The sequence below is a fragment of the Neptuniibacter marinus genome (genome assembly GCF_001597725.1).
GTDB classification, from domain to species: domain Bacteria; phylum Pseudomonadota; class Gammaproteobacteria; order Pseudomonadales; family Balneatricaceae; genus Neptuniibacter; species Neptuniibacter marinus.
In genome coordinates this window covers 201,178-225,303 of sequence record NZ_LUTR01000003.1, presented here as the reverse complement: position 1 = coordinate 225,303, position 24,126 = coordinate 201,178, and the positions used below count along the sequence as shown (strand labels likewise).

At 42.4% G+C, this 24,126-nt stretch carries 23 protein-coding genes; 17 read left to right on the top strand and 6 right to left on the bottom strand.

Annotated elements, in window-relative coordinates; all coding sequences use genetic code 11:
- Positions 1-366: 366 nt before the first annotated feature.
- Entirely contained in the window at positions 367-2,124 is a 1,758-nt protein-coding gene (locus A3774_RS04720; protein ID WP_156473656.1) for a PHA/PHB synthase family protein, read from the top strand.
- A 67-nt stretch (positions 2,125-2,191) separates the two neighbouring features.
- Here the strand turns inward: A3774_RS04720 and A3774_RS04715 are convergent, their stop codons facing one another.
- Both A3774_RS04715 and A3774_RS04710 read right to left on the bottom strand, forming a co-directional pair.
- Positions 2,192-2,605 (bottom strand): hypothetical protein, encoded by a 414-nt coding sequence (locus A3774_RS04715; RefSeq protein WP_067863883.1) that lies wholly within the window; start codon positions 2,603-2,605, stop codon positions 2,192-2,194.
- A gap of 3 nt (positions 2,606-2,608) precedes the next feature.
- Complete coding sequence (locus A3774_RS04710) at positions 2,609-3,010, bottom strand: SMI1/KNR4 family protein (RefSeq protein WP_067863880.1); 402 nt, start codon at positions 3,008-3,010, stop codon at positions 2,609-2,611.
- Between the two features lie 442 nt (positions 3,011-3,452).
- Here A3774_RS04710 and mqo point away from each other — a divergent pair, with 442 nt between their 5' ends.
- The 5 genes from mqo to A3774_RS04685 all read left to right on the top strand — a co-directional run bounded on the left by mqo (position 3,453) and on the right by A3774_RS04685 (position 10,527).
- Positions 3,453-4,946 carry a malate dehydrogenase (quinone) gene (mqo, locus tag A3774_RS04705; RefSeq protein ID WP_067863877.1) on the top strand — a complete coding sequence of 498 codons (1,494 nt, stop codon included), beginning with the start codon at positions 3,453-3,455 and terminating at the stop codon, positions 4,944-4,946.
- A 471-nt stretch (positions 4,947-5,417) separates the two neighbouring features.
- The gene (locus A3774_RS04700) at positions 5,418-6,749 is read left to right on the top strand and encodes an MATE family efflux transporter (RefSeq protein ID WP_269454604.1); all 1,332 of its coding nucleotides are present in this window, start codon (positions 5,418-5,420) and stop codon (positions 6,747-6,749) included.
- Entirely contained in the window at positions 6,730-7,827 is a 1,098-nt protein-coding gene (locus tag A3774_RS04695) for a DUF3080 family protein (RefSeq protein ID WP_067863871.1), read from the top strand. The genes A3774_RS04700 and A3774_RS04695 overlap by 20 nt, the downstream gene beginning before the upstream one ends.
- Before the next feature lie 22 nt (positions 7,828-7,849).
- Entirely contained in the window at positions 7,850-8,557 is a 708-nt protein-coding gene (locus A3774_RS04690) for a transglutaminase-like cysteine peptidase (protein ID WP_231867935.1), read from the top strand.
- A gap of 23 nt (positions 8,558-8,580) precedes the next feature.
- Positions 8,581-10,527: a bifunctional diguanylate cyclase/phosphodiesterase gene (locus tag A3774_RS04685; RefSeq protein WP_067863867.1), complete on the top strand. Its 1,947-nt coding sequence runs from the start codon at positions 8,581-8,583 to the stop codon at positions 10,525-10,527.
- A gap of 66 nt (positions 10,528-10,593) precedes the next feature.
- On the opposite strand, the gene A3774_RS04680 is transcribed toward A3774_RS04685, so the two are convergent.
- Positions 10,594-11,010, bottom strand: a complete 417-nt coding sequence (locus tag A3774_RS04680; protein ID WP_067863864.1) for a ProQ/FINO family protein — start codon at positions 11,008-11,010, stop codon at positions 10,594-10,596.
- A gap of 121 nt (positions 11,011-11,131) precedes the next feature.
- Positions 11,132-11,374: a sulfurtransferase TusA gene (tusA, locus tag A3774_RS04675; RefSeq protein WP_067863861.1), complete on the bottom strand. Its 243-nt coding sequence runs from the start codon at positions 11,372-11,374 to the stop codon at positions 11,132-11,134.
- Positions 11,375-11,524: 150 nt separating this feature from the next.
- Here tusA and A3774_RS04670 point away from each other — a divergent pair, with 150 nt between their 5' ends.
- Positions 11,525-11,806: an antibiotic biosynthesis monooxygenase family protein gene (locus tag A3774_RS04670; protein WP_067863858.1), complete on the top strand. Its 282-nt coding sequence runs from the start codon at positions 11,525-11,527 to the stop codon at positions 11,804-11,806.
- 31 nt (positions 11,807-11,837) lie between these two features.
- On the opposite strand, the gene rlmM is transcribed toward A3774_RS04670, so the two are convergent.
- On the bottom strand, positions 11,838-12,905 hold the full coding sequence (gene rlmM, locus A3774_RS04665; RefSeq protein ID WP_197468004.1) for a 23S rRNA (cytidine(2498)-2'-O)-methyltransferase RlmM: 1,068 nt from the start codon (positions 12,903-12,905) through the stop codon (positions 11,838-11,840).
- Positions 12,902-13,501 (bottom strand): alpha/beta fold hydrolase, encoded by a 600-nt coding sequence (locus A3774_RS04660; protein ID WP_067863855.1) that lies wholly within the window; start codon positions 13,499-13,501, stop codon positions 12,902-12,904. Before A3774_RS04660 ends, rlmM begins: the two co-directional genes overlap by 4 nt.
- A gap of 371 nt (positions 13,502-13,872) precedes the next feature.
- Between A3774_RS04660 and ccoN the strand changes: the two genes are divergently transcribed.
- The 10 genes from ccoN to hemN all read left to right on the top strand — a co-directional run bounded on the left by ccoN (position 13,873) and on the right by hemN (position 24,115).
- Positions 13,873-15,303 carry a cytochrome-c oxidase, cbb3-type subunit I gene (gene ccoN / locus A3774_RS04655; RefSeq protein WP_067863852.1) on the top strand — a complete coding sequence of 477 codons (1,431 nt, stop codon included), beginning with the start codon at positions 13,873-13,875 and terminating at the stop codon, positions 15,301-15,303.
- A 20-nt stretch (positions 15,304-15,323) separates the two neighbouring features.
- Entirely contained in the window at positions 15,324-15,944 is a 621-nt protein-coding gene (gene ccoO, locus A3774_RS04650; protein ID WP_156473655.1) for a cytochrome-c oxidase, cbb3-type subunit II, read from the top strand.
- Positions 15,945-15,950: 6 nt separating this feature from the next.
- Complete coding sequence (locus A3774_RS04645; RefSeq protein WP_067863848.1) at positions 15,951-16,136, top strand: cbb3-type cytochrome oxidase subunit 3; 186 nt, start codon at positions 15,951-15,953, stop codon at positions 16,134-16,136.
- Entirely contained in the window at positions 16,133-17,026 is an 894-nt protein-coding gene (gene ccoP / locus A3774_RS04640) for a cytochrome-c oxidase, cbb3-type subunit III (RefSeq protein WP_067863845.1), read from the top strand. The genes A3774_RS04645 and ccoP overlap by 4 nt, the downstream gene beginning before the upstream one ends.
- Before the next feature lie 149 nt (positions 17,027-17,175).
- On the top strand, positions 17,176-18,600 hold the full coding sequence (gene ccoG, locus A3774_RS04635) for a cytochrome c oxidase accessory protein CcoG (protein ID WP_067863842.1): 1,425 nt from the start codon (positions 17,176-17,178) through the stop codon (positions 18,598-18,600).
- A gap of 133 nt (positions 18,601-18,733) precedes the next feature.
- Positions 18,734-19,255, top strand: a complete 522-nt coding sequence (locus A3774_RS04630) for a FixH family protein (RefSeq protein WP_067863839.1) — start codon at positions 18,734-18,736, stop codon at positions 19,253-19,255.
- On the top strand, positions 19,255-21,735 hold the full coding sequence (locus A3774_RS04625) for a heavy metal translocating P-type ATPase (protein WP_067863836.1): 2,481 nt from the start codon (positions 19,255-19,257) through the stop codon (positions 21,733-21,735). The genes A3774_RS04630 and A3774_RS04625 overlap by 1 nt, the downstream gene beginning before the upstream one ends.
- 52 nt (positions 21,736-21,787) lie before the next feature.
- A complete protein-coding gene (gene ccoS / locus A3774_RS04620) occupies positions 21,788-21,988 on the top strand; it encodes a cbb3-type cytochrome oxidase assembly protein CcoS (RefSeq protein ID WP_067863833.1) in 201 nt (66 codons plus the stop codon).
- Positions 21,981-22,643 (top strand): sulfite exporter TauE/SafE family protein, encoded by a 663-nt coding sequence (locus A3774_RS04615; protein WP_067863830.1) that lies wholly within the window; start codon positions 21,981-21,983, stop codon positions 22,641-22,643. The genes ccoS and A3774_RS04615 overlap by 8 nt, the downstream gene beginning before the upstream one ends.
- A gap of 83 nt (positions 22,644-22,726) precedes the next feature.
- Positions 22,727-24,115, top strand: a complete 1,389-nt coding sequence (gene hemN / locus A3774_RS04610; RefSeq protein ID WP_156473654.1) for an oxygen-independent coproporphyrinogen III oxidase — start codon at positions 22,727-22,729, stop codon at positions 24,113-24,115.
- Positions 24,116-24,126 lie beyond the last annotated feature (11 nt).

The window sequence follows — 24,126 nt, the reverse complement described above, 5'->3', positions numbered from 1 at the left end:
AACTACTCGTTTCACCTAACATAGGAGATCAATAGACAGCAGTCTAAGTAATTACTTTAAAACCCTCTTCAATCAACACAAATAATGCTTATACAGTTCAGCGGATGAGTAGTACAAAATACTGCAATATATTGCTGCTAAGATCGATAATGAACATATTATTTAGTCGTAACACCTAAGTTCCATCGACCAATGAATAGCTTGATTTGTTGCACTGCACAATAATATGCTATTCTATTAAATGAACGCTCTTGTATTCTTGCAAAGAAAAACCTGTGCGAATATGCTGAAACTGGTAATTATTGCCCTTAATCCCGCCTCCTACTCATAAAGACTATGTGAAGCTAGGCTAGATGGAAAACGGATATGACAAAGAAAGGCGAACCAATGGATAACAACAACCTGCTCTCAAACCCTCAGGAATTTATTGACTATCTAAACACTGAGACCCAAAAAGTGTTTGATATGTTTTCCACTTCTGGTGGCGATGATGTTTTTACTCAATTTGCACAATCTTGGACTGAGCTTGCAAACCGCTCGTGGGAAGACCCAACGGTTTGGATTCGTGCTATTACCGATTATCAACAAAGTCAGATGAATTTATGGACAAACCTCTTAACCGGTAAAGCATCTGACGCGGTTGCCGAACCTGCCCGTGGTGATCGTCGTTTCCAAGCTGAAGAGTGGTCTCAAAACCCTGTTTTTGACTATATCAAGCAGTCCTACCTTCTAAGCTCTAAGCTGATGCAAGAGATGGCAGCAAATGCAAACCTGTCCGATAACGAGCAGAAGAAGTTAGAATTCTATACCCAGCAGTACATTGACGCGCTTTCACCAACAAACTTTGCCATGACAAATCCAGAAGTGTTACAGCAAGCACTGGAAACAAATGGACAGAGTTTAGTTGATGGCCTTAAAAATCTGCTAGGCGATGTTGATAAAGGTCGAATCTCGATGACCGATGAGTCAGCCTTTGTACTTGGGGAAAACATTGCTACTACGCCAGGCACGGTTGTTTTTGAAAACGAACTATTTCAACTAATTCAATACAAACCAACCACTGAAGAAACATTCACGCGCCCAACGCTGATCGTTCCTCCATGCATCAATAAGTTTTATATTCTTGATTTGCAAGAAAGTAACTCTTATGTGAAATACTGTGTTGATCAAGGACAAACAACTTTCCTCATTTCTTGGCTAAACCCTACAATTGAGCAAGGTAACATTAGCTGGGACGATTACGTAGACGAGGGCATCATAAAAGCAAGCCATGTAGTTAAAGAGATTACTGAGGCGGACAAGGTTAATGCCGTTGCATGGTGTGTCGGTGGTACGTTCTTAGCCTCAGCATTAGCAGTTATGGCAGCACGTAAAGATACAACAATTGCATCCGCCACATTCTTTACAACACTATTAGACTTCTCGGATCCAGGCGATCTATGTGTGTTTATTGATGAGCAGCAAGTTAAAAAATTAGAAGACAAAGTTACTAATCAGGGATACCTGAGTGGTCGTGAGCTTGCAACCTCATTCAACATGCTCCGCTCTAATGATTTAATTTGGTCATACGTTGTTAATAACTACCTAAAAGGTCAGACACCGCCTCCTTTCGATATTCTCTACTGGAACAGTGACTCGACTAACCTACCTGCGACTATGTACACTTTCTACATCAACAATATGTACCTTGATAACGCATTGGTTAAGAAAGACGCATTAACCCTCTGTGGTGAAAAGATCGACTTAGGAAAAATCAAGATCCCTTGCTACTTCCTATCCACCATTGAAGACCATATTGCCCCTTGGAAAGGCACCTTTCCTGGTACCGAACTCCTTAAAGGTAAAAATGAATTTGTGCTAGGCGCAAGCGGCCACGTTGCAGGTGTTATTAACCCTGCTTCTAAAAACCGTCGTAACTACTGGATTAACGGTGAGCTAGGTCAAGGCCCAGACCATTGGCTAGAATCAGCAGAACGCCAAGAAGGTTCATGGTGGCCACACTGGTCTGAATGGCTAAAACGCCGTGCAGGCAAAAAAGTAGCCGCACCAGAAACTGAAGGCAACGATACTTATAAAGGTATTGAAGCAGCACCAGGTCGTTACGTAACTGTTCGTATCGACTAGCATAAATGCTAAACCATAAAAAAGGAGTCTATTGGCTCCTTTTTTATTTAGGCTAAAATTTTAGCCGTTAAATCACGGTTTGATGCAATTCAGCAATTTCTTTTTTTAACACATCATCTTCAGTAAAGCTGGCAAACTTCTCCGCTTTAACCAATACCGCTTTAGCCTCACCTATTTGATCTAATTCAATCAATCGCTGCGCAAGAGAGAACTGTATGGAAGCCTTATACTCATTTTCCTTAAGCGAATCAGCAATTAAAAATGCGCGCTGATAATAATCCACAGCGGTCACACTATCGTCAGTAAAATCAGCCAAGGTTTCGAGGAAAAGCGGATGATCGCTTTTCTTACCAACGTGCTGCTCACATAACGACTTCAACTGATCATAAAGTTGATAAAAGACAGTTTCATCATCTCGATCTGCTGCGGAGATTAATGCTTCAGCCAGCTGCTCTACCTGTTTAAATAATTGGGCATTCATAGATTAACTCTCCAACCACACATCTTTAGCCCAATCCCATATTGATCCCCACTCATCATCGATACCCTCGTCATACAACCATAGAAAGATCTGTCCAGTATCAGCGATACAATAAAATCCATTTTCATGTTCACAAATGGGGATATATTCACGTGGCATGCCTAGATCCCAAGCTCTTGCTGCCATATCGGGAAGAAAGGTATGAGATTGGGGATCTGCGCATGTCGCTGGCTCAATGGAACCACAGACAATATCACTTACCTCAAGCATGAACTGTTTATACTCATCTGGTAAAGAGATCAGAATCGCTTCTTCTATCTCAACCAGATCATCGTAATTCGGTAGATCTAATGGCACCGGAACTTTTTGGTTACGTTCCTGTAACAACTCAATAATATCTTCCACTAACAACTCCAAGCAGATGTATGTTGTATAAGGCTTGCAGCCTAGTCCAGACCATCCGCTATGTAAATATATATAAACTAATATCAAAAAAGCCCGTACTTATAGCTAAACGGAATAGTAAATATTGATATAAGTCAGCGATTTGAAAAAAAACAACTCAACTTGCCCTAAAAAATAATACTTTAGGACTATTATTATCCAAATGGCTAACGTCTTTAGACTCTCAAACCAAGACATTCAGAACAAAACCCGTATAATTCGCGCCAACTGCACTGCAACAATATAATTTGTAATATATTTATCCAATTGTTTGCAGGCTCTGAAGTCTCAGGTAATCACGTAGTAAGCTATTTCGGCATGATTAGAATTACGTTGCGGCCACAAGCCCCCTTACCTGTGCCACTTCACAAACCATTATTATTATTAAAATGGCGAAGTTCCTATGACCACAAAATCAGTAGACGTATTGCTAGTCGGCGCGGGAGCGATGAGTACGGCACTTGGTGTTATGCTCAAGCAGCTGGACCCATCCCTAAAAATAGCCATGATCGAACGACTCGATCAAATTGCTGTCGAAAGCACAGATTGCATGAATAACGCGGGAACAGGACATGCCGCTTATTGTGAATTGAACTATACGCCAGAAATGGATGATGGCAGCATTAATTGTGACAAAGCCTTTGCTATTAATGCCTCCTTTGAAGTGAGCCTGCAGTTCTGGTCCTATTTGGTCCAGCAAAATGCACTACCCGAACCTTCACAGTTTATAAACCCAGTCCCCCATCAAAGTTTCGTCTGGGGCGATAAAAACGTAGAATTTTTACGTAAGCGCTACGAAGCCCTAAGCTCACACCATCAGTTTAACGTGATGGAGTACAGTGAAGATCCTGAAGTTATTAAAAAATGGATGCCACTGGTCATGGAAGGCAGAAAGAGCAATGAAAAAATAGCGGCGACTCGGGTACGTTATGGCTCTGATGTAAACTTTGGCGCACTGGCCCGTCACATGGTTAAAAACCTTCAAGATCAAAGTGATTTTGAGCTTCTTCTTAACCATGATGTTAAAGATTTCTATCAAAATAAAGATACTAGCTGGTCTGTCACGATTAAAAATAACGCAACCAACGAGTTTGATGTTATTGATAGCCGCTTTGTATTTTTAGGCGCTGGCGGCGGAGCACTCCCCCTATTACAGAAAACAGCAATTCCTGAAGCTGATGGATATGGTGGTTTCCCTGTAAGTGGCCAATGGCTGGTCTGTAAAAATGAAGAGATCATCGAACAGCATGCCGCTAAAGTATATGGGGCCGCCCCTATTGGCGCCCCACCTATGTCTGTGCCTCACCTTGATACTCGAATCATTGATGGCAAGAAATCACTGCTGTTTGGGCCTTTTGCAGGGTTCACAACTAAATTCCTCAAAAACGGGTCTATCTTCGATTTAGTTGGCAGCATGAAGCTTAATAACCTCAAACCAATGCTCTATGTTGGTGCTACTAATATGGATCTAACACGATACCTAATTAGTGAAGTGATGCAGACACATGGTTCACGTGTTATGTCATTGAGCAACTTTATCCCTGAAGCTAAAGAAAATGATTGGGAGATCTCTCACGCAGGCCAACGTGTACAGATCATCAAGAAAGATGAAAACGGTAAAGGGAAATTAGAATTCGGGACTGAAGTGATTACCGCTGCTGATGGCACTTTAGCTGCTTTACTTGGCGCGTCACCTGGAGCATCAACATCGGTTAGTGCGATGCTTAGTATTGTAGAAATCTGCTTTAAAGATCAACTGGCGTCACCTGAGTGGCAGGCAAAAATTAAGGAGATGATACCTTCCTATGGTCACGACCTTACGCAAGACCCTGAACGCCTAAAATCAATTCGCGAATATACACTTTCCACCTTAAAACTAGACCCAGAACAAGCCTAGCCAGCAGGTAGTATCAACTCATCAACAAACTCGCGACTGAAGCTAAAAGCTAGCTCAAACTTTAAAAGGCCGATAACACTATCGGCCTTTTTCTTTACTGATTGCCAACGTACAATACCCACCTCTTAATCTATATGAAGCACATTACACTATGCAGTGCAGAGAAAAATGCGGGGCATGCTGTATAGCTCCAAGTATCAGTAGCCTCCAAAAACCTGCCGGTGTCAGATGCCAACATCTTACAGAAACTCTACGCTGTGCTATCTTCCACCATCCCGATCGGCCGAAAGCATGCGCAGACTTTAAAGCGGAACCAGATTTTTGTGGTCAATCAGCAACTGAAGCGATACAAATACTCGAACTTTTAGAAGAAAATACTCGTTAAAGTAAACCTACAGCTTCTTTACTATATAAAACTAGTCCTTATTTTACTGGAGCAGAACGCTGAAATACCTTTCTGAAATCAAGTTATTGCTTAATCTCGGTTTCCCTATTGCGATCGCACAAATAGCGCAAACTTCCATGGGGTTTGTCGATACCCTTATGGCGGGTCGTTTTAGTTCAACCGACCTTGCTGCTGTATCTTTAGGCTCGAGCATTTGGCTACCTATATTTATTGCTTGCCAAGGGATTTTAATGGCAACAACGCCGATGGTTGCGCATTTTGTAGGCGAAGAGAAACCTCACCAAGCAAATGAAACACTTCACCAAGGATCACTTATTGTGATTCTACTAAGCCTTTGCTCTATGTTTTTTCTACATAACTGCGCCCCCATCTTAGCTTTCATGGATGTAGAACCCCATTTAGCAATACTAACCATGGAGTACCTTGCTGCAATCTCATGGGGCATACCTGCTTTACTTCTATACCAACTGATCCGCAGCTATATCGAAGGCTTTGGCAAAACCCAACCCGCTATGAAAATTGCTGTCTTTGGTCTTCTATGTAATATCCCACTTAATTACCTGCTAATTTATGGAGAATTAGGTTTCCCTCAACTCGGTGGGGTTGGTTGCGGCTGGGCTAGCGCAATTGTGATGTGGCTAATGTTATTTGTCTCTATTATCTACCTAACCAATGCCAACACATTTAGGAAACTATCCCCACTGAATGGCTGGAAACTCCCCGAAATCGATGCTTTTAAACGCTATGTAGCATTAGGTCTACCTATAGGGTTTGCCTTATTGATCGAAGTGAGCATGTTTTCTGTGATCGCCCTCTTAATAGCTGACCTTGGCGAAATAATTATTGCCTCTCACCAGATCACTATAACCTTTACTGGGCTCGTCTTTATGATTCCATTGAGCATCTCTTTTGCACTCACCATTCGAGTTGGGCATCAATTAGGAGCCCAAAATGCAGCAGGGGCGATTCATAGTGCAAAAGCAGGTTTAATCATCACCTTATCTATTGCTTTAATTAGCTCTGGGCTTATCGCATTTTTTGCCCAACAAATAGCCTCCTTATACACTGCAGATGTAGAGATCATTAAGATTGCGACCACCCTTCTAACAATAGCTGCCGTATTCCAACTATCAGATGCTATACAAATCACCTGTTCTGGCGCCCTAAGGGGCTACAAAGACACACAATTCCCTCTTATCCTTGTCTTTATTTCATGCTGGCTTGTAGGCTTACCAACAGGCTATATTTTAGGCAAAACAGATCTAATTGCTGCACAAATGGGACCTAGTGGTTTTTGGATTGGTCTTTTAATCGGCCTAACAATTAGCGCTATACTGTTACTCTCTCGTTTAACGTGGAAAAGCAAGCAGACCTTACATGCCTCTCTTTCGATATAGCTATCACCTTTTATGGGGAACCTTACTGACCCTAATCCTTACAGGCTGTGAGCGAGACACACCTGAAGAGATGCTAAATAACTACCAATACAGAATTAGCAATGTACTCAAGGTTGACCAATTACATGTAGAAGATACCCCCTCTCGTCACCAGTTCCCCCTTCGTCGCCATCTGATCCGCCCCACTAAAGAGATCAGAGAGGGCCTACTCGACGTTATGAGCTTAAAAGAATGTAAGTTATTACCTTTAATTGCGGAACGAAATAGCTCCTTAGGCAAAGTTTATGCTCCCTCGCAAAAAATGTATTATGAGTTAATATTTTTTCATGCATTAGAAAAGTGTAGGAAAAAATTAAACACTGATACTCAAGTGGATCAAAAGCTACTGGCCCAAGTTGATACTATTTATCAGATAAAAAAGGAAAACCTACCTTCAGAACTATGGAACGGTATATTCACCGCAAAAGAGATAGAACTAAACTTCTCACGCGCTAAAGATCTACTACCTTTACTGGATGATGGTAGTACGCAGAACAGCATCAATGCGATTAAAACCTTAACCGATATTATTAAATCCCCCCGCCTAGATACCCAATGGGAAATCCCTCAAGCGCTCAATAACTTAGAATCTAATTATAAAATTCTATATAACAACCGCTCGGGTCCTAAAATTCTAAGTTCTCTTCAATTGCTGACTGCCCATTTAATGAATGCATCGCAAACGATTGAGCATGGATTACAAAAAAAACAGCTGTGTTTTAACAATACGCCCTCTAGAAGAGCTAGAATTATACAAAACGTTTTTTATAAATATTATATTGGTGAGGTCCAGCCCTATTTAGCTATGGTCCACAAGTATGCGATAGAATGGAGATCAGCCAACAATCAACTAATTGATTCGTTTAATAACTACAATTTGAAACCCTCTAAGCAACTAGAAATTTATCAACGTTTAATACTATCCAACTCGAAACCAGATAGTTTATGGGCACAATATATTTTTGCACGGGATAAACATACGCAAAGCTGGCAGAAACTGCTCAAACAATGTGGCATGATGCCTACACATAGTGATTGACCATTAGGTTATGGACTCAACATTGAATTCAGTTCGCTCTATAGACAAGCGCAGTTTTAGCAACCAATGCCATCTATCTCTACTGGCATTTATGCTAGCACTATCCTGCCTAATTTTCATTCAAGTGGGGGCAGATGAAAGCATTCGCCTTAGCCAAGCAGATATAGAAAAGCTAGGTAAGCAGTACGGAGCAAAAGCACAGCGCCGATTAGAAATTTGGCAGGAGTTGCTTATAACGCTGGCCAATGAGAGCGAGCAGGATAAGCTAGAACAGGTAAACGATTTTTTTAACCAAGTGCGCTTTCTAGATGATATCAAACACTGGAAGAAAAAAGATTACTGGGCAACCCCCGTCGAGTTTCTCATAACAAATGGCGGTGATTGCGAAGATTTCAGCATTGCTAAATATTACACCTTGAAAGAACTGGGTGTACCTGTGGAAAAAATGAATTTAGCCTACGTAAAAGCATTAGAGTATAACCAAGCACATATGGTCTTAACCTATTACCCCAATCAGAGCGCTATCCCATTAATACTCGACAATATCAATGGCACAATCTTACCCGCATCAAAACGCCCTGATTTGCTGCATGTTTACAGCTTCAATGGTGATAAACTTTGGATATCTAAAATGGGCCGTAGAACGACATTAGTCGGCACATCTGATCGTTTAAAACCCTGGGTTAAGTTGCAATCAAGAATTGAAAACAAAGACATTAACCTGCGCTAGGTTTAATGACGAGGAGCAATACTATGTCACTAGTAAACCAACTGATAGCTGCGATATTTGCCATTCTTATCGGCTTGGTTTCTGGCACTTTGTATATTATGTCAGAAAGTTCGCGTTCAATACTACAAGACCAATTAGAATCGCACGCGCAGGACTCCGCAACACACTTAGGCCTCTACCTCGGTCCTTATATGGCAGAGAACGATAGCGCAACTGTGGAAACCGCAGTTAACGCTATTTTTGACAGCGGTTTCTACCAACAAATCATCGTAACTAATGCTGAACAAGGCATCTTATTCGAAAAAAGTATGCCATCAACAATTAGCGATGATATTCCCCAGTGGTTCCAGAATTTAGTCGTTATCACCCCCCCCTCTATGTATCGAGAAGTCACTTATCAATGGCAACAGGTGGGTAAAATTTATGTACAAAGTAGTGCAGACTATGCATACGATAAGTTATGGAAGGGAGCTGAAGATAGTATAATTTTGTTTGTATCTCTTTCCATCATCTGCCTATTAGCTATTAGCGGCCTGATCCGATATTTATTAAGACCACTAAACAGTGTCGAACAGCAAGCTATAGCGCTTTCAGAAAAACGTTACATAGAACAAGAAAAACTACCAAGCACTCGAGAATTGCGCCAAGTTGTCGAAGCGATGAATCGCATGATTAGACGCGTAAAAGGTATGTTTGAAGAGCAGGCTCGAAATATTGAAGAGCTTCGCCGTAACGCCTATCAAGATAATCTAACGGGCTTATCTAACCAAAGAGCCACAATCACTCAATTAGCAGAACGAATTGATTACCGTAAAGATTTTGGTAAGGGCACCCTGTTTAATATCCATTTGATCAACCTGCAAGAGATCAACCAACAGGTAGGTATGGACAAAACCAACAACCTTCTCAAGCACTTAGCCACACTGCTGGAAGAGGTATCTCGACAAGCAGACCAATCTATCCTTGGAAGGATTACAGGGGCTGACTTCGTTTTATTAACCAGTCATACAAACTTTGATCAATTAAAACTAAAACTGGACAAAGTCGACTTAGAAAGCCGTAAGCTATTAAGCCAGCTTATGAATACAGATATCTCTCACCCTATTATTAGTGTGGGTAGCTGTGAATGCAGCGATATAAGTCATAGTAGTCAACTCCTATCCGATGCTAAAATCGCCAGCGAGGAAGCGAGCAAAGAAAGTGTACTTTGGAAGCAATATAATAGCGAAGCAAACACCAGCATCACCCAACCTTCTGATTGGAAACAGCATGTCGCTAATGCTATAAACCAGCGTAAAATATTTTTACAAGCACAAAGCGTCTATAGTAAAAGCCCGAACTCAATGCCGATCCAAGATGAAATTTTCACACGTATTTTAGACCGCGATAACAAAGCCACATCGGCAGGCGAATTTATCAACTTAGTAAAAGAGCTTGGTCTTATGGCTGAAATGGATCGTGCTGTTATCGAGCTAGCCTTACAAAAAATTGAGAGCGCAGCTTGCCCGTTAACCATAAACTTAAGCCATGAAGCTATACAAAGTGATTCATTGATTGATTGGCTATCCAAACAACTAAAGGGCAAATCCCTAGCAGGCAAACTGCTATTTGAAGTAGATGAAACTGCTGTTTTAAATAATACTGATGCCATAACAACCTTTAGAAAAGCATTAAAAGAGCTTGATATTGGCTTCGGTGTTGACCATTTTGGTGTTCACCCCAATGGTTTCTCCTATTTGTACTCTGTACAACCTGATTACGTGAAAATTGACGGTTCCCTCATCCGAGAAATAGACCAAAATGCAGAAGATCGCTTTTTTGTTAGCAGTTTAATCAGCGTGGCCCATAGTTTAGATATTCAAGCCTACGCAGAGCATGTAGAACGCGAAAGCCAGCTACAATTGTTAACTCTGCTTGAGATTGATGGTAGCCAAGGCTATCTACATGGTTCACCGAAAGAACTAAGCTAGATTCAGTTAGGCTTAGGCATAAAAAAACGACGGCATGCCGTCGTTTTTTTATGCCTGAAAAAAGATTTAGCTACGATTAACTAACATCTCTAATTTCATACTTAAACGCTCTTCCCGCTCTTGTTCCTGACGCTTTTCTTGACGGGCTTTATTAATCTCTTTCAACTTCTGTTTTGCGTATTCAGACTCTTCTTTAGTAACAACACCCGCCGCTTCACCATTAATATCAATACGTTCAGCGCCTTCACGCAAAGAACGATAATAATTTAGGGCACGAACATAGCTCGCTAAAGCTCTTTTAATCTTGTTTTTTGCAACCTTCTCATCAGCAACCAAATCTTCCTGAATACCGATTTTAAGAGGTCTGACATTCTTACGATCAAAGGTTTTAGGATACGCTTCCATCAACTGCTGCAGGGCAGCCATATTAGCAGCACGGTTTTTGGATTTCGCCTTTGGCGCTTTGTTTACTACGTCATTCACCTTGTTAAGCCTCGGACTGGAACATATTACTTTGTATGGTTGTTCTGCTGCATTTCAGCAGATTCAAGCAACTGTTCCAGTTGATAAATAATTGCTTGGTTTTAAAAAAATCTGATGGATATCAGCACTCACCTTTACGGATATAATACCCAAAAAGCTCCTGCTCTACATACTCTCCCACCAACTCATGACCCAAAAAATTACAAAATTTGGGGATATCACGCTGAGTTGAAGGATCTGTTGCAATAATATGCAATATCTCCCCTACTCCCATATCCCTGACATGGTTATGTAACATCATAACCGGCTCAGGACAATATAATCCCTGCGCGTCTAGAATATGGTCTGCCTTGATATCTGTCATCTTTTGTCTCTTGCACAAAGTTGCATATTGTCTCAAATTACCTATGACAGAAAAAGCAATTTAACTCAAATTACTTAACTAAAATCGCTTTTAAGCCATAAATAAACCATTCTATAAGACAGATATGTTATTTCAGATGGGGAGAGCGCTATGATCAGAGTTATGATCGAACGTCACATAGCAGATGAATTAGTCATACATTATGACAAAGTTGCACGGGAAACCTTACAACGCGCCATGCAAGCGCACGGCTTTATCTCTGGAGAAGCATTACAAAATGTTACCAATCATAAGCATCGGCTTGTTATTGCAACCTATAGAACACTGCAAGACTGGCAACGCTGGGCGAGCTCAGAAGAGCGTTTAGAAATGATGGCGATGATTAACCCAATGCTAGAAAGCGAAGAAAAAATCACCATATTTGAACATTAAGATAAACAAACTTGTCTCCTGCGTTTTCGATTTAACGAATACGCAAGAGACAAGTAATCTCTTCCCTATCATGGTAAAGATGCTTAGCGCTCAATTCATAACCAAGCCCTGCATTCATAAACCGCTCGGCGATCAAAGTAAAACATGCCGTAACCTCTTGGTAACGCTGTTTCATTGGCAATTTAAGATTAAATATAGCTTCGGAACACCATCCATTGATCACCCAGTCAGCAGCCATATCCGCTGTCTTAATCGGTTTATCAACCACATCACAAACCATTAAATTAACAGGTTGATCTGGAATAAATTTATATGCGTCTTCTTGGACATGGTTAACCTGCCCAGTCTCCATTAAATCAGGCTGCATCGGTCCATTATCAACAGCGGCCACAAACATACTCCGCTGCACAAGTTGCCAAGTCCAACCGCCCGGCGCAGCGCCTAGATCAACAGCACGAGAACCATGTGCTAAACGTTCATCCCACTCATTTTTAGGGATAAACCAATGCCATGCCTCTTCTAATTTTAACGTTGAACGACTAGGTGCATTTTTAGGGAACTTCAACCGAGGAATCCCTAACGGCCAAGGTGCAGAATTAGCCACAGCAGAATAACCTATATAAACATCACTACCCGTCAATACAAACAATATTAACCGAAGGGCTTTGTTCGGTTTTTCTTTTTTCAAAAAAGTAGATTTACGTAACTTTTGTGCCAATGCGGAGCCGAATTTACGCGAAAATGTCGCTAACTCTCGCCCATCGGTCGTATCTGGATATTCAACCCAAAGATCAGAACAGGAGGGAAAACCTTCAATTAAAGTTTCAATTTGAGCAACACGATCCTCTCGTTCTAAACGTTGACAGTCACCACAAGCCATCCATTGACGAATAAAGATAAATTCGTGGAAACCGAGCTCTCGTATCGCTTTTTCTGCATAGCCCTCTTGCTGAATATGAAAAAAGAGATAGCCGTCGTTCTCATTAAGCGTGCAGTAACCATATATACCTACAGACCCACACCTATCAGTAATTTCCGCCGCAGCCTCTTTCTCAAAACCGGAACGACACTGTAAAAGTAAACGATTAATAAGGTTCAACGCACCCAATCCTTAATGAAACTAACTATATGATTTAAATGATCCTCACGCGAAAAACCTGATACTTTTCTAGGCTTTAGATCATGATCACCATCGTTTAACCAATGCAATGACACCGATTGTGGCAGATTGTACTGCGTTACATCAGAAAGTGAACCCATTCGATCTCTTGTACCTTGAAATATATGCATAGGCTTCTCAATCTCTAATAAATGTTCAATACGAAGCCTGTCAGGTTTAGCTGCGGGGTGAAACGGATAACCAAAAACAAAACACCCAATTGCTGGAGAGTGCTCAAACAACATCGAAGCGACACGTCCCCCCATCGACTTCCCTGCTAAATATAACGGCACACCATCATCAAATTGAGCTATCACCTCGTCAAAAGCAGCGAGGAGTTTAGGCATTCGATCAGGAGGACGACGTTTGCCTGTTTCAGATATAAGCTGCATATAAGGAAATTCAAAACGGACTACTTCGAAGTTTTGCCTAGCTAATTTCTCAGCTATTGTTTGCATAAACTCACTATTCATACCGGCTCCCGCGCCATGCGCAAGAATAATCCGCCCATTCTCAGGCTTTCCATTGATTAACACTAACTGTGCCCTACCCACATAAAAGCAACTGATTATTGCACAAATCGAAATTGATTTATGTCAAACAAAGCCCCGAAAAGAACTCCGTTCTTTTTCAAAAAACATAGATATAGGTCAAAAAAAGCCGCTAAATAGATCATAACTTCGAAAAAGCAGCAGGCACACAAAGAAATTTAATCCTTTTAATTCAATAAGTTAAAAACAAAACCAAGACCTAAGAAGTAAAGATACTAGACCTAGGTCGACATTCAACTCCTGCGACAATATGCCCCAGTTAATCTCCTAAATACATTGATAATACGGGCTTATTCCCAGATAATTAGCAGTGAAACTCAAATTTCCATAATCTAGCTTGTTGATGAGAGTCTGACATGAGCACAGCAACTGAACACCCCACCTACAATTATAAAGTGGTGCGCCAGTTCGCCATAATGACAGTAATTTGGGGTATCGTCGGCATGACCGTCGGTGTCCTAATCGCTGCACAATTGGTTTGGCCTGCACTAAACTTTGATACCGCATGGTTGACCTATGGTCGTCTGCGTCCACTGCATACTAACGCAGTTATTTTTGCATTCGGCGGCTGCGCCCTGTTTGCAACTTCTTACTACGTTGTACAGCGTACCAGCCAGCGCCGCCTGATCTCTGATGGTCTTGCAGCGTTTACCTTCTGGGGCTGGCAGGTTGTAATTCTTGCAGCTGCTATCACATTGCCACTAGGTTTGACCTCTTCTAAAGAGTATGCCGAACTAGAATGGCCAATCGATCTACTGATTACAGTAGTTTGGGTTGCTTATGCAGTAGTTTTCCTTGGCACGGTGAAGATGCGTAAAACATCTCACATCTATGTAGGCAACTGGTTCTACATGGCCTTTATCATTACAGTTGCTGTACTGCATATTGTAAATAGCATGGCGATTCCCGTAACAATGTGGAAGTCATACTCTATTTACCCTGGTACTGTTGATGCGATGGTTCAGTGGTGGTACGGCCACAATGCTGTAGGCTTCTTTTTGACAGCTGGCTTCCTAGGTATGATGTATTACTTCGTACCAAAACAAGCTGAACGTCCGATTTACTCTTACCGCCTATCTATCGTTCACTTCTGGGCGTTAATTGCGACATACATGTGGGCAGGTGGTCATCACCTTCACTACACAGCGCTTCCTGACTGGACTCAGTCTGTAGCAATGGTTATGTCTTTGATTCTACTTGCTCCATCATGGGGTGGTATGATCAACGGTATGATGACACTGTCCGGCGCGTGGCATAAGCTTCGTACCGACCCTGTTCTTCGCTTCCTAGTTGTATCCCTATCCTTCTACGGCATGTCTACGTTTGAAGGCCCAATGATGTCCATCAAAACAGTAAACGCACTGTCTCACTACACTGACTGGACTATTGGCCATGTACACGCAGGTGCACTTGGCTGGGTAGCAATGATCTCTATCGGTGCTGTATACCATATGCTTCCTCGCCTATTCGGCAAAGCTCAAATGTATAGTGTTGGCCTTATTAACACACATTTCTGGCTTGCTACCGTTGGCACAGTGCTATACATCTGTGCGATGTGGGTTAACGGTATCCTTCAGGGCCTAATGTGGCGTGCAGTGAATGAAGACGGTACGTTGACATACAGCTTCGTTGAAGCACTTGAAGCGTCTCATCCTGGTTACTTCGTTCGTTGGTTGGGCGGTATGTTCTTCCTAACGGGTATGGTTCTGATGGCTTTCAACACTTGGCAGACTGTTCGTAAAGGCAGTACTGCACCAGAAGCCAAAGCTTCTGCACAAGCAGCTTAAGGTCAAGGGAGCATATAGAAATGATCAAACACGAAACGATTGAAAAGAACATCGGCATCATGATCCTGCTGATTATCATCGTCATCAGTGGCGGTGGTTTGGCTGAGATTGTACCTCTGTTCTTCCAGTCTTCTACGACTAAACCTATCGAAGGTCTTCGCACATACTCAGCACTTGAGTTTGAAGGCCGTGACATCTACATCCGTGAGGGTTGTAATGTTTGTCATAGCCAAATGATTCGTCCTTTCCGTGCAGAAACGGAACGTTACGGTCACTTCTCAACCGCTAATGAGCACGTATGGGAACATCCATTTTTATGGGGTTCTAAGCGTACTGGTCCTGATTTAGCTCGCGTAGGCGGCCGTTACTCTGATGATTGGCATCGCGCTCACTTGTATAACCCTCGTGACGTTGTTCCTGAATCTAAAATGCCGTCATACCCTTGGTTGTTTGAAAACAAGCTAACGGGCAAAGATACTGCCAAGAAGCTTGAAGCACAGCGCAGTGTTGGCGTTCCATTCACTGATGAACAGATCGCTGGTGCGCAGGATGTAGTGCAAGGCAAATATGAGATTGATGCTCTTGTTGCCTACTTGCAGTCCTTGGGCAAATTGCATTCTGAATACAACAACAAGCGGTAATAACGCGTGAATTACGAAGTTTATGGTCCATACATTCCGGTTGTCATGCTAATCACATTCTTAGCATTGTTTGCCTGGGTACTTAACCCTAAAAACAAAGAAAAATATGACGATGCAGCGAATATGCCTCTTCAGGAACCTGACGAGCCAATACTGGGTGATGAGTCCAATAACGGGGGAGATCAAAAATGAGTGCTTTCTGGAGCGCATGGGTAACGGTAATTACCCTAGCAGTAATTCTTGGCTGTACTTGGCTGCTTCTTGCTACTCGCAAGAGCCAGCCGCACGACGAGACTACTGAAGAAACGCTAGGCCACGAATTTGATGGCATAGCTGAGTATGATAATCCACTCCCTAAATGGTGGTTCCAGATGTTTATTGGAACTGTTGTTTTTGGTCTGTGTTATCTTGTTCTGTACCCAGGTCTAGGTAATTACCAAGGCTTGCTTGGATGGACATCTCACAACCAATGGGAAGAAGAAATTCAACATGCAGAAGAAGTATATAAGCCTGTATTTGCAAAATACGCTTCTCTGCCTACTGAAGAACTTCTAAAGCCTGAAAATGCAGGTGGCCTTAAAATGGGTCAACGCATGTTCGCTAACAACTGCTCACTGTGTCACGGTTCAGCAGCGACAGGCGCACACGGCTTCCCTAACCTGACTGATAATGATTGGTTATACGGCGGCGATCCAAAAACGATCAAAACCACCATCACTAATGGTCGCGTAGGTGGTATGCCACCTTGGGGCGCAGTTCTTGGTGAAGAAGGTGTACGTGATGTTGCGCACTACGTTCTATCACTAAGCGGAGCAGAGTCTGATAGTGAAGCAGCTGAACGCGGCAAAGGCCAATTCCAGGCACTTTGTACTGCTTGTCACGGCGCTGACGCTAAAGGCCTGCCTATCTTAGGAGCACCAAACCTAACTGATAACACATGGTTATATGGTGGCTCTTTTGAGAACATTGCTCATACAATTCGTAACGGTCGTGCTGGTGTAATGCCTGCCCATAAAGACCTATTAAGCGAAGACAAAATCAATTTGATCACCGCTTACGTATATAGCTTGTCAAATAAGTAAGTGCAGAAATTGAAAATAAAAGGCGATATGATATGGATCATATCGCCTTTTTTTGTAGATCGTTTAAAATATTCAGCTTTGCTAATGCATTGAGCAGGTATTAGCAAAGTTGATTTTCAATTATCACTGGTGAGTATGTGAGCAACGATATGAATCAGATCCCAGTTCAAGACGTCACTCCAAAGAAAAAGAAAAATTCTGAGGAGAATTTTGATCTGTACGCAAAACGTGAGCACATTTACGTTAAAGACTATACAGGCATTTTCAAAAAATTCCGTCAAGCATCAAGCTTCATTATGCTTCTAATGTTCTTCGGTTTTTCTTGGATTACATGGGATGGCCGTCAAGCTGTCTTATTTGACCTACCCAACCGCCAATTTCATGTATTTGGCATGACGTTCTGGCCACAAGATTTCATGTTGTTATCTTGGTTACTTATTATTCTTGCTTTCGCCCTCTTCTTCTTCACTGTATTCGCTGGACGTTTATGGTGCGGCTATGCTTGCCCACAATTTGTGTGGACTTGGATCTATATCTGGATCGAAAGCATGACTGAAGGTGACCGTAACAAACGCATGCGCATGGATAAAACCGAAGGTATGAGCACAGAAAAGCTCATGCGAAAAAGCGCTAAGCATATACTTTGGATCCTTTTCTCTATTGCCTCAGCGATTGCCTTTGTTGGCTATTTCACCCCGATAAGAGAACTCATCGATGGCGTTCTCTCATTCCAGCTAGGTCCTTGGGAAATGTGGTGGATTGGTTTTATCGCGGTTGCCACATACGGAAACGCAGGCTGGCTAAGAGAGCAAGTTTGTATCTATATGTGCCCCTATGCACGTTTCCAATCCGTCATGTTTGACCAAGACACCCTTATCATTTCATATGATGAAGAGCGCGGTGAAAGCCGAGGTAAACGTAAAAAAGGGAGTGACTATAAAGCCGAAGGCTTAGGTGATTGTATTGATTGTAACCACTGCGTTCACGTATGCCCTGTCGGAATCGATATACGCGATGGTCTTCAATATGAGTGTGTCGCCTGTGGCGCATGTGTCGATGCTTGTGACGATATTATGGAACGAGTAGGCTATGAAAAGGGCCTCGTTAAATACACAACAGAACACCAGTTAGCTGGAAATAAAACTCATATTTTACGTCCACGTTTAATAGGTTACTTTGCAGTTCTCTGCGCGATGTTTATCGCATTCGGATATACACTATATAGCCGTATCCCACTTGAAGTAGATATTTTGCGTGACCGAGGCAAGCTATTCGCTGAAACCTCTAATGGTATGATTGAAAATACTTACACACTCAAGCTCGCCAACAAAGAGCAGATTGACCATCAATTCAGCATTAAAGTTTCAGGACTTGAAGGCATGAAATATATGGGCGATGAGATTGTAATGATTAAGTCCGGTGAACTATTGGATCTGCCTATACGTATCGCTATTCCAGCTAAATACTTAAGCAAAGCTAATAACAATATACTTTTTGAGGTTGAAGCATTAGATAACCCTTCAATTTCTATCAAAGAGGAAAACCGCTTTATTGGCCCAGCGCCGAAACGCTAAGTTGCTGTTGAAGATCAACATAAGGTGGTGCATTTATGCACCACCTTGTTGGTAAATAGGTTAGAATAGCTGCCCGTTAAATGTGTAACCGTACACGCATTTAACTTGCAGCTTTTTTTTGGGGTATATAACAATGAATTCAGAAGACAACACACCGATTGCTCCTTGGTACAGACAGCCTTGGCTCTGGTTTATTTTAGCGCCAATCATTGCCGTCGTTATTTATGGCACCTCTTTCCTTTACCTATCTATCATTACCCATGACGGTATAGTTAAAGATGATATGTACAAAGTTGCACGGGGCCACTTTGTTGACAAATCCCATTCAGAAGCAGCCAAAGCTTTAGGCGTCTCAGGCACTCTTGAACTTGATAATGCAACAGGCGATCTGATGGTACATTTCAGATCAAACCAGACCGAAAAGCCTAAGCATTTAACACTAAGTATCGTGCATCCAACGCATCAACAGTACGATCAAAACATCATGCTAAAACAGGTTCCAAGCACCAATTCATATACCGGTAGCCTGCAAACATCCCTTAAAGGTAAACGTTACCTTATCTTAGAAGATGATTCTGCTAGCTGGAACTTACGTGCGGAGATCCATCCGCCTTATGATCAAAATAGTATTGAGTTAGAACCAGCGCACAACTAATGACGGACAACCACTCATCAAAAAATTGCTACCACTGTGGACTCCCTATTCCACCTGGTAGCAATTTCACAACCATTATCAATGATGAACCGCGTGACATGTGCTGTCCCGGTTGTTTAGCTGTAGCAGAAACCATCGTTAATAGTGGGCTAGATACCTATTATAAGCATCGTACCGAATCAGCAGGTTCACCTGAAATTAGAAGCAAAGAGTTACCTGAACAACTTCTTCAAGAACTAACTCTCTATAACGAACCTAATATCCAGAAAGACTTTGTCATTACTAAAGACAACTTATCCGAAGCCTCCCTCGTTATTGAAGGCATCACTTGTGCAGCCTGTGTTTGGCTCTTGGAACATCATATTCAAGGGATTCCTGGCGTTGAGAAAGCACACGTTAACTTAACTAACCACCGTGCGCGTATCACTTGGGATAAAACAGTTACCCCATTAAGCACCCTGCTTTCTGAAATATACCGTATAGGTTATCAAGCCCACCCCTATCACCCTGATAAAGAAGAGCAGCTTTTAGAACAAGAACAAAAGCGAGCAACCCGCCGACTAGGTATTGCCGGTATAGGGATGATGCAAACAATGATGATCGCGGTTGCTCTTTATGGCGGTGACATTCAGGGCATTGAAAATAGATACGTCACATTCATGCGTTGGGCAAGCCTAGTTATTGCTTCCCCCGTTATTTTTTATGCCGCACGCCCCTTCTTTCTGGCGGCTTGGCGAGACCTCAAAACCAAACATCTCACTATGGATGTTCCTGTATCACTAGCTATAGGTGGCGCCTATCTCGCCAGCGTTTGGGCAACAATCACAAATAGCGGCGAAGTCTATTTTGATTCAGTGACCATGTTTACTTTCTTTCTTTTAATTGGTCGCTTCCTTGAGATGAAAGCCCGTCACCGCACAGGCCGTGCGGGGAACTCTTTACTTAATTTACTACCTGCAAGTGCATTAAAGATCGTCGGCAATGATGAGCAACTAATTCCCGTCAAAGACTTAACGGTAGGCGATTATGTCATTATACGGCCAGGCCATACGATCCCAGCTGACGGCATTATCACCGCGGGTAACAGCTCAGTTGATGAATCCGCATTAACCGGTGAATACCTACCTATACGCAAGCAAATCGATGATAAGGTTGTTGGCGGCACAATTAACGTAGAAAACCCAATTACCATCAAGATCATTCAAACAGGTAACGAGACCCAGTTATCTGCCATTGTTCGTTTGCTCGAACGGGCGCAAGAGGAAAAACCTCATGTAGCTAAAGTCGCCGACAAAGTCGCTAGCTATTTTGTCACTGCGGTTCTACTAACAGCGATTATTGTTGGCTTCAGTTGGTGGCTAGTTGAACCCTCTCAAGCCTTTTGGATTACACTCTCAGTTCTCGTTGTCACCTGCCCATGCGCACTCTCTCTAGCAACTCCGACAGCACTGACTGCAGCAACCGGTACCTTAAGACAAAATGGGTTATTGATTACCCGCGGCCATGTATTAGAAAGCCTAGCCACTGCCACCCATATTGTTTTTGATAAAACCGGCACATTGACTCAAGGCAATCTGAGCCTACAGCAAATCGTACCCTTAACAGATCTCAGTGAAAGCGAATGTATTAAAATTGCAGCGGCGATTGAAAAACATAGTGAACACCCTATAGCCAAAGCGTTTCATGAGAAATCTGCCGAACTGAACGCTTCCAATATCCATAATGAAGTAGGTCAAGGACTCGAAGGGTCTATAGGTAATCAGCGCTACCGTATAGGAAAACCAGACTTTTCATCCCAGATTTGTTCACAACCTCAACCCCCTTTGCCAGAAATCAGTGGTCAATGGCTACTCCTTTGCAATGAAAATTCAGCTTTAGCTTGGTTTAGGCTCAACGACCAAGTTCGCAGAGAAGCCCAACAGACCATCAAACATCTACAGCAACTGGGATTAACCTGTGAAATGCTAACAGGCGATAATTCATCTGCGGTTGAGGAAGTAGCCACTTTCTTAGGTATTAATAACACAGTATCAGGCGTCTCTCCTGAGCAAAAGCTAAGTCATGTGAAAAACCTTCAAGAAAATGGCGCACAGGTCGTCATGGTCGGCGATGGAATAAATGACATTCCTGTACTAGCTGGCGCCCAAACATCGATTGCTATGGGCGGCGCAACAGACTTAGCAAAAACTAATGCTGACGGAGTGTTAATCAGTCACGATCTACTACGCTTAGTGGACGGCATTTTACTCGCTCGAAAAACTAAGCGAATCATCAAACAAAATTTATTTTGGTCTCTTTTCTATAACCTTATGGCGCTTCCTCTTGCAGCTTTTGGCTTTATTGCTCCTTATATGGCGGCACTAGGAATGTCTGCAAGCTCGCTTGTTGTTGTCAGTAATGCAATGCGTTTGAACCGCTTAAAGAAAAGAAAATTAGGCCCAATCAAACATCAATCTGAAACGTTGAAGACTAACCCCTAACAATAAAATCAGGTAGAATTACTCCTTTAAAAATTAAGGGTTATTGATTCCCATGGACATTATTTTTCTCCTTATTCCAATCGCTATCATCTTAGCGAGCTGTGCCGTTTGGGCTTTCTTTTGGAGCGTTAATAATGGTCAGTATGATGATTTGGACAGCCCCGCTCATAGCATTTTATATGACGATGACGAAGCACTGATTCCCGATGACGCCAAAGTAAAAAAACCTTCTCCTAAGGATAAGGATGACTGAAGCACTCTCACTACCAACCGCATTTTTGCTAGGTTTACTCGGCGGTACACATTGCCTTGGTATGTGCGGTGGTATTGCGACAACAGTTTCCCTTAGCAGCCCAAATGGTATGAAAGGCTTTGGCTTATTACTGGGTTACAACAGCGGGCGAATTACCAGCTACGCTATAGCGGGGGCATTACTCGGCAGTGTAAGTTGGTTAATTGAAAACCCAAGCATACAACTCGCATTACGAATATTTGCAGGTTTAATGTTAGTCAGCATGGGACTTTATATAGCACAATGGTGGCAAGGTCTGACCAAGGTTGAGCATCTAGGCTCCTATCTCTGGAAAAAAATCAGCCCTTTTGCACGCCACTTTTTACCGGTTAAAACATTACGCCAAGCACTCATGCTCGGCGTACTTTGGGGCTGGCTACCTTGCGGTCTCGTTTATAGCACACTCATATGGGCATCCGCCGCTGCGGACTGGACCTTAAGCGCACAATTAATGATCGCTTTTGGATTAGGCACGCTGCCCACTATGCTTTTAACTGGCGTTTTAGCACAGCAAGTAAAAACAGTTTTACAACGAAAACTAACAAAACACCTCTCTGGTAGCCTGATTATACTGATGGGACTCTACACGATCCCTTGGCAAGGCATAGTGAATTAGCCATAGAGTTAAACCAAGCTTAATTACTAATAGATTATTTACTGTCAGTGATGGCAGCATTTGAGATAACGAGGGAAAAATTCGTGGATAGCAACCTGATAAAATGGGACTTAGATCTAATCAAGCGATATGACCTTTCGGGTCCACGCTATACATCTTACCCGACAGCCGTTCAGTTCGATCCTGAACTATCTTCCTCGGATTTGGTGACAACGGGACAAAACTCTGCCGACTTAAATGCGCCACTCTCTCTCTATGTACACATTCCATTTTGTGCGCACGTTTGCTACTACTGTGCCTGCAATAAGGTCATTACACGAAATCGTAAGAAAGCACAGCCCTATTTGGATACCCTGTATAAAGAGATGGCTCAGCTTTCCAAATGGTATAATAATGACCGTCAGGTCACTCAGCTTCACTGGGGCGGCGGTACGCCTACTTTCATTAGCCATGAGCAGATGAGAGAGTTAATGCAGCAGATGCGGGCTAATTTTAATCTACTAGATGATGACTCCGGCGATTACTCTATTGAGATAGATCCAAGAGAAGCCACTGAAGAAACAATCCAAGTATTAAGAGAGATCGGTTTTAATCGCATTAGCTTAGGCTTACAAGATATAGACCCTAAGGTGCAAGAAGCTGTTAACCGTGTGCAATCGGTTGAACAAACCTCAGCCATTTTAGAAGAAGCTCGCCGCCAAGGCTTCCGCTCACTTAACCTTGATCTTATTTATGGCCTACCCTATCAAACATTTGATGGCTTTAACGAGACATTAGATACTGTTATTGAGATGAACCCAGATCGGCTCTCTGTATTTAATTATGCTCATTTGCCCGATCGTTTTAGGCCACAGCGTCATATTGATGAATCCACTTTACCAAGTCCTGAAACAAAACTTGCGATTCTCGAATCTACCATTAGCAAACTATTAGCAGCTGGCTATGTCTATATAGGCATGGATCACTTTGCTAAACCTGATGATGAATTAGCTATTGCGCAAAACACGGGAAAACTACACAGAAATTTCCAAGGCTACACAACACATTCTGAATGTGACCTCGTTGCCATGGGTGTATCTGCCATTAGTCAAATTGGTTCTGTGTACTATCAAAACCAGCATGAGATGCAAGCTTATACAGATGCAGTAGAAAGCGAAAAGCATGCAATTAAACGCGGCGTAAGCTTAACCCAAGATGACATTATACGCCGCCATGTCATCACTCATCTTATTTGCCATTTCGAATTAGAAAAAGCACCAATAGAGCAGCGCTTCGGTATCCAATTCGATCAGTACTTTGCTGATGCCCAACAAGAGCTAAGCGCTTTTACCTCCGATGGTCTCATTCAAATGGACACAAAACGCATTACCGTATCACCCGCCGGTCGGTTACTAATTCGTAGAATATGTATGGCTTTTGATGCTTATATACCAAAAGACATTAGCTCACAGCGATTCTCACGGATTATTTAACTTCCCGTATT

Excerpts from the sequence above, each read along its gene's own strand:
- A3774_RS04720 (WP_156473656.1), top strand. The coding sequence starts at position 367 with ATGACAAAGAAAGGCGAACCAATGGATAACAACAACCTGCTCTCAAAC.
- A3774_RS04715 (WP_067863883.1), bottom strand. The coding sequence starts at position 2,605 with ATGAATGCCCAATTATTTAAACAGGTAGAGCAGCTGGCTGAAGCATTA.
- mqo (WP_067863877.1), top strand. The coding sequence starts at position 3,453 with ATGACCACAAAATCAGTAGACGTATTGCTAGTCGGCGCGGGAGCGATG.
- A3774_RS04695 (WP_067863871.1), top strand. The coding sequence starts at position 6,730 with ATGCCTCTCTTTCGATATAGCTATCACCTTTTATGGGGAACCTTACTG.
- A3774_RS04685 (WP_067863867.1), top strand. The coding sequence starts at position 8,581 with ATGTCACTAGTAAACCAACTGATAGCTGCGATATTTGCCATTCTTATC.
- tusA (WP_067863861.1), bottom strand. The coding sequence starts at position 11,374 with ATGACAGATATCAAGGCAGACCATATTCTAGACGCGCAGGGATTATAT.
- A3774_RS04670 (WP_067863858.1), top strand. The coding sequence starts at position 11,525 with ATGATCAGAGTTATGATCGAACGTCACATAGCAGATGAATTAGTCATA.
- ccoN (WP_067863852.1), top strand. The coding sequence starts at position 13,873 with ATGAGCACAGCAACTGAACACCCCACCTACAATTATAAAGTGGTGCGC.
- ccoO (WP_156473655.1), top strand. The coding sequence starts at position 15,324 with ATGATCAAACACGAAACGATTGAAAAGAACATCGGCATCATGATCCTG.
- ccoP (WP_067863845.1), top strand. The coding sequence starts at position 16,133 with ATGAGTGCTTTCTGGAGCGCATGGGTAACGGTAATTACCCTAGCAGTA.
- ccoG (WP_067863842.1), top strand. The coding sequence starts at position 17,176 with ATGAATCAGATCCCAGTTCAAGACGTCACTCCAAAGAAAAAGAAAAAT.
- A3774_RS04630 (WP_067863839.1), top strand. The coding sequence starts at position 18,734 with ATGAATTCAGAAGACAACACACCGATTGCTCCTTGGTACAGACAGCCT.
- A3774_RS04625 (WP_067863836.1), top strand. The coding sequence starts at position 19,255 with ATGACGGACAACCACTCATCAAAAAATTGCTACCACTGTGGACTCCCT.
- ccoS (WP_067863833.1), top strand. The coding sequence starts at position 21,788 with ATGGACATTATTTTTCTCCTTATTCCAATCGCTATCATCTTAGCGAGC.
- A3774_RS04615 (WP_067863830.1), top strand. The coding sequence starts at position 21,981 with ATGACTGAAGCACTCTCACTACCAACCGCATTTTTGCTAGGTTTACTC.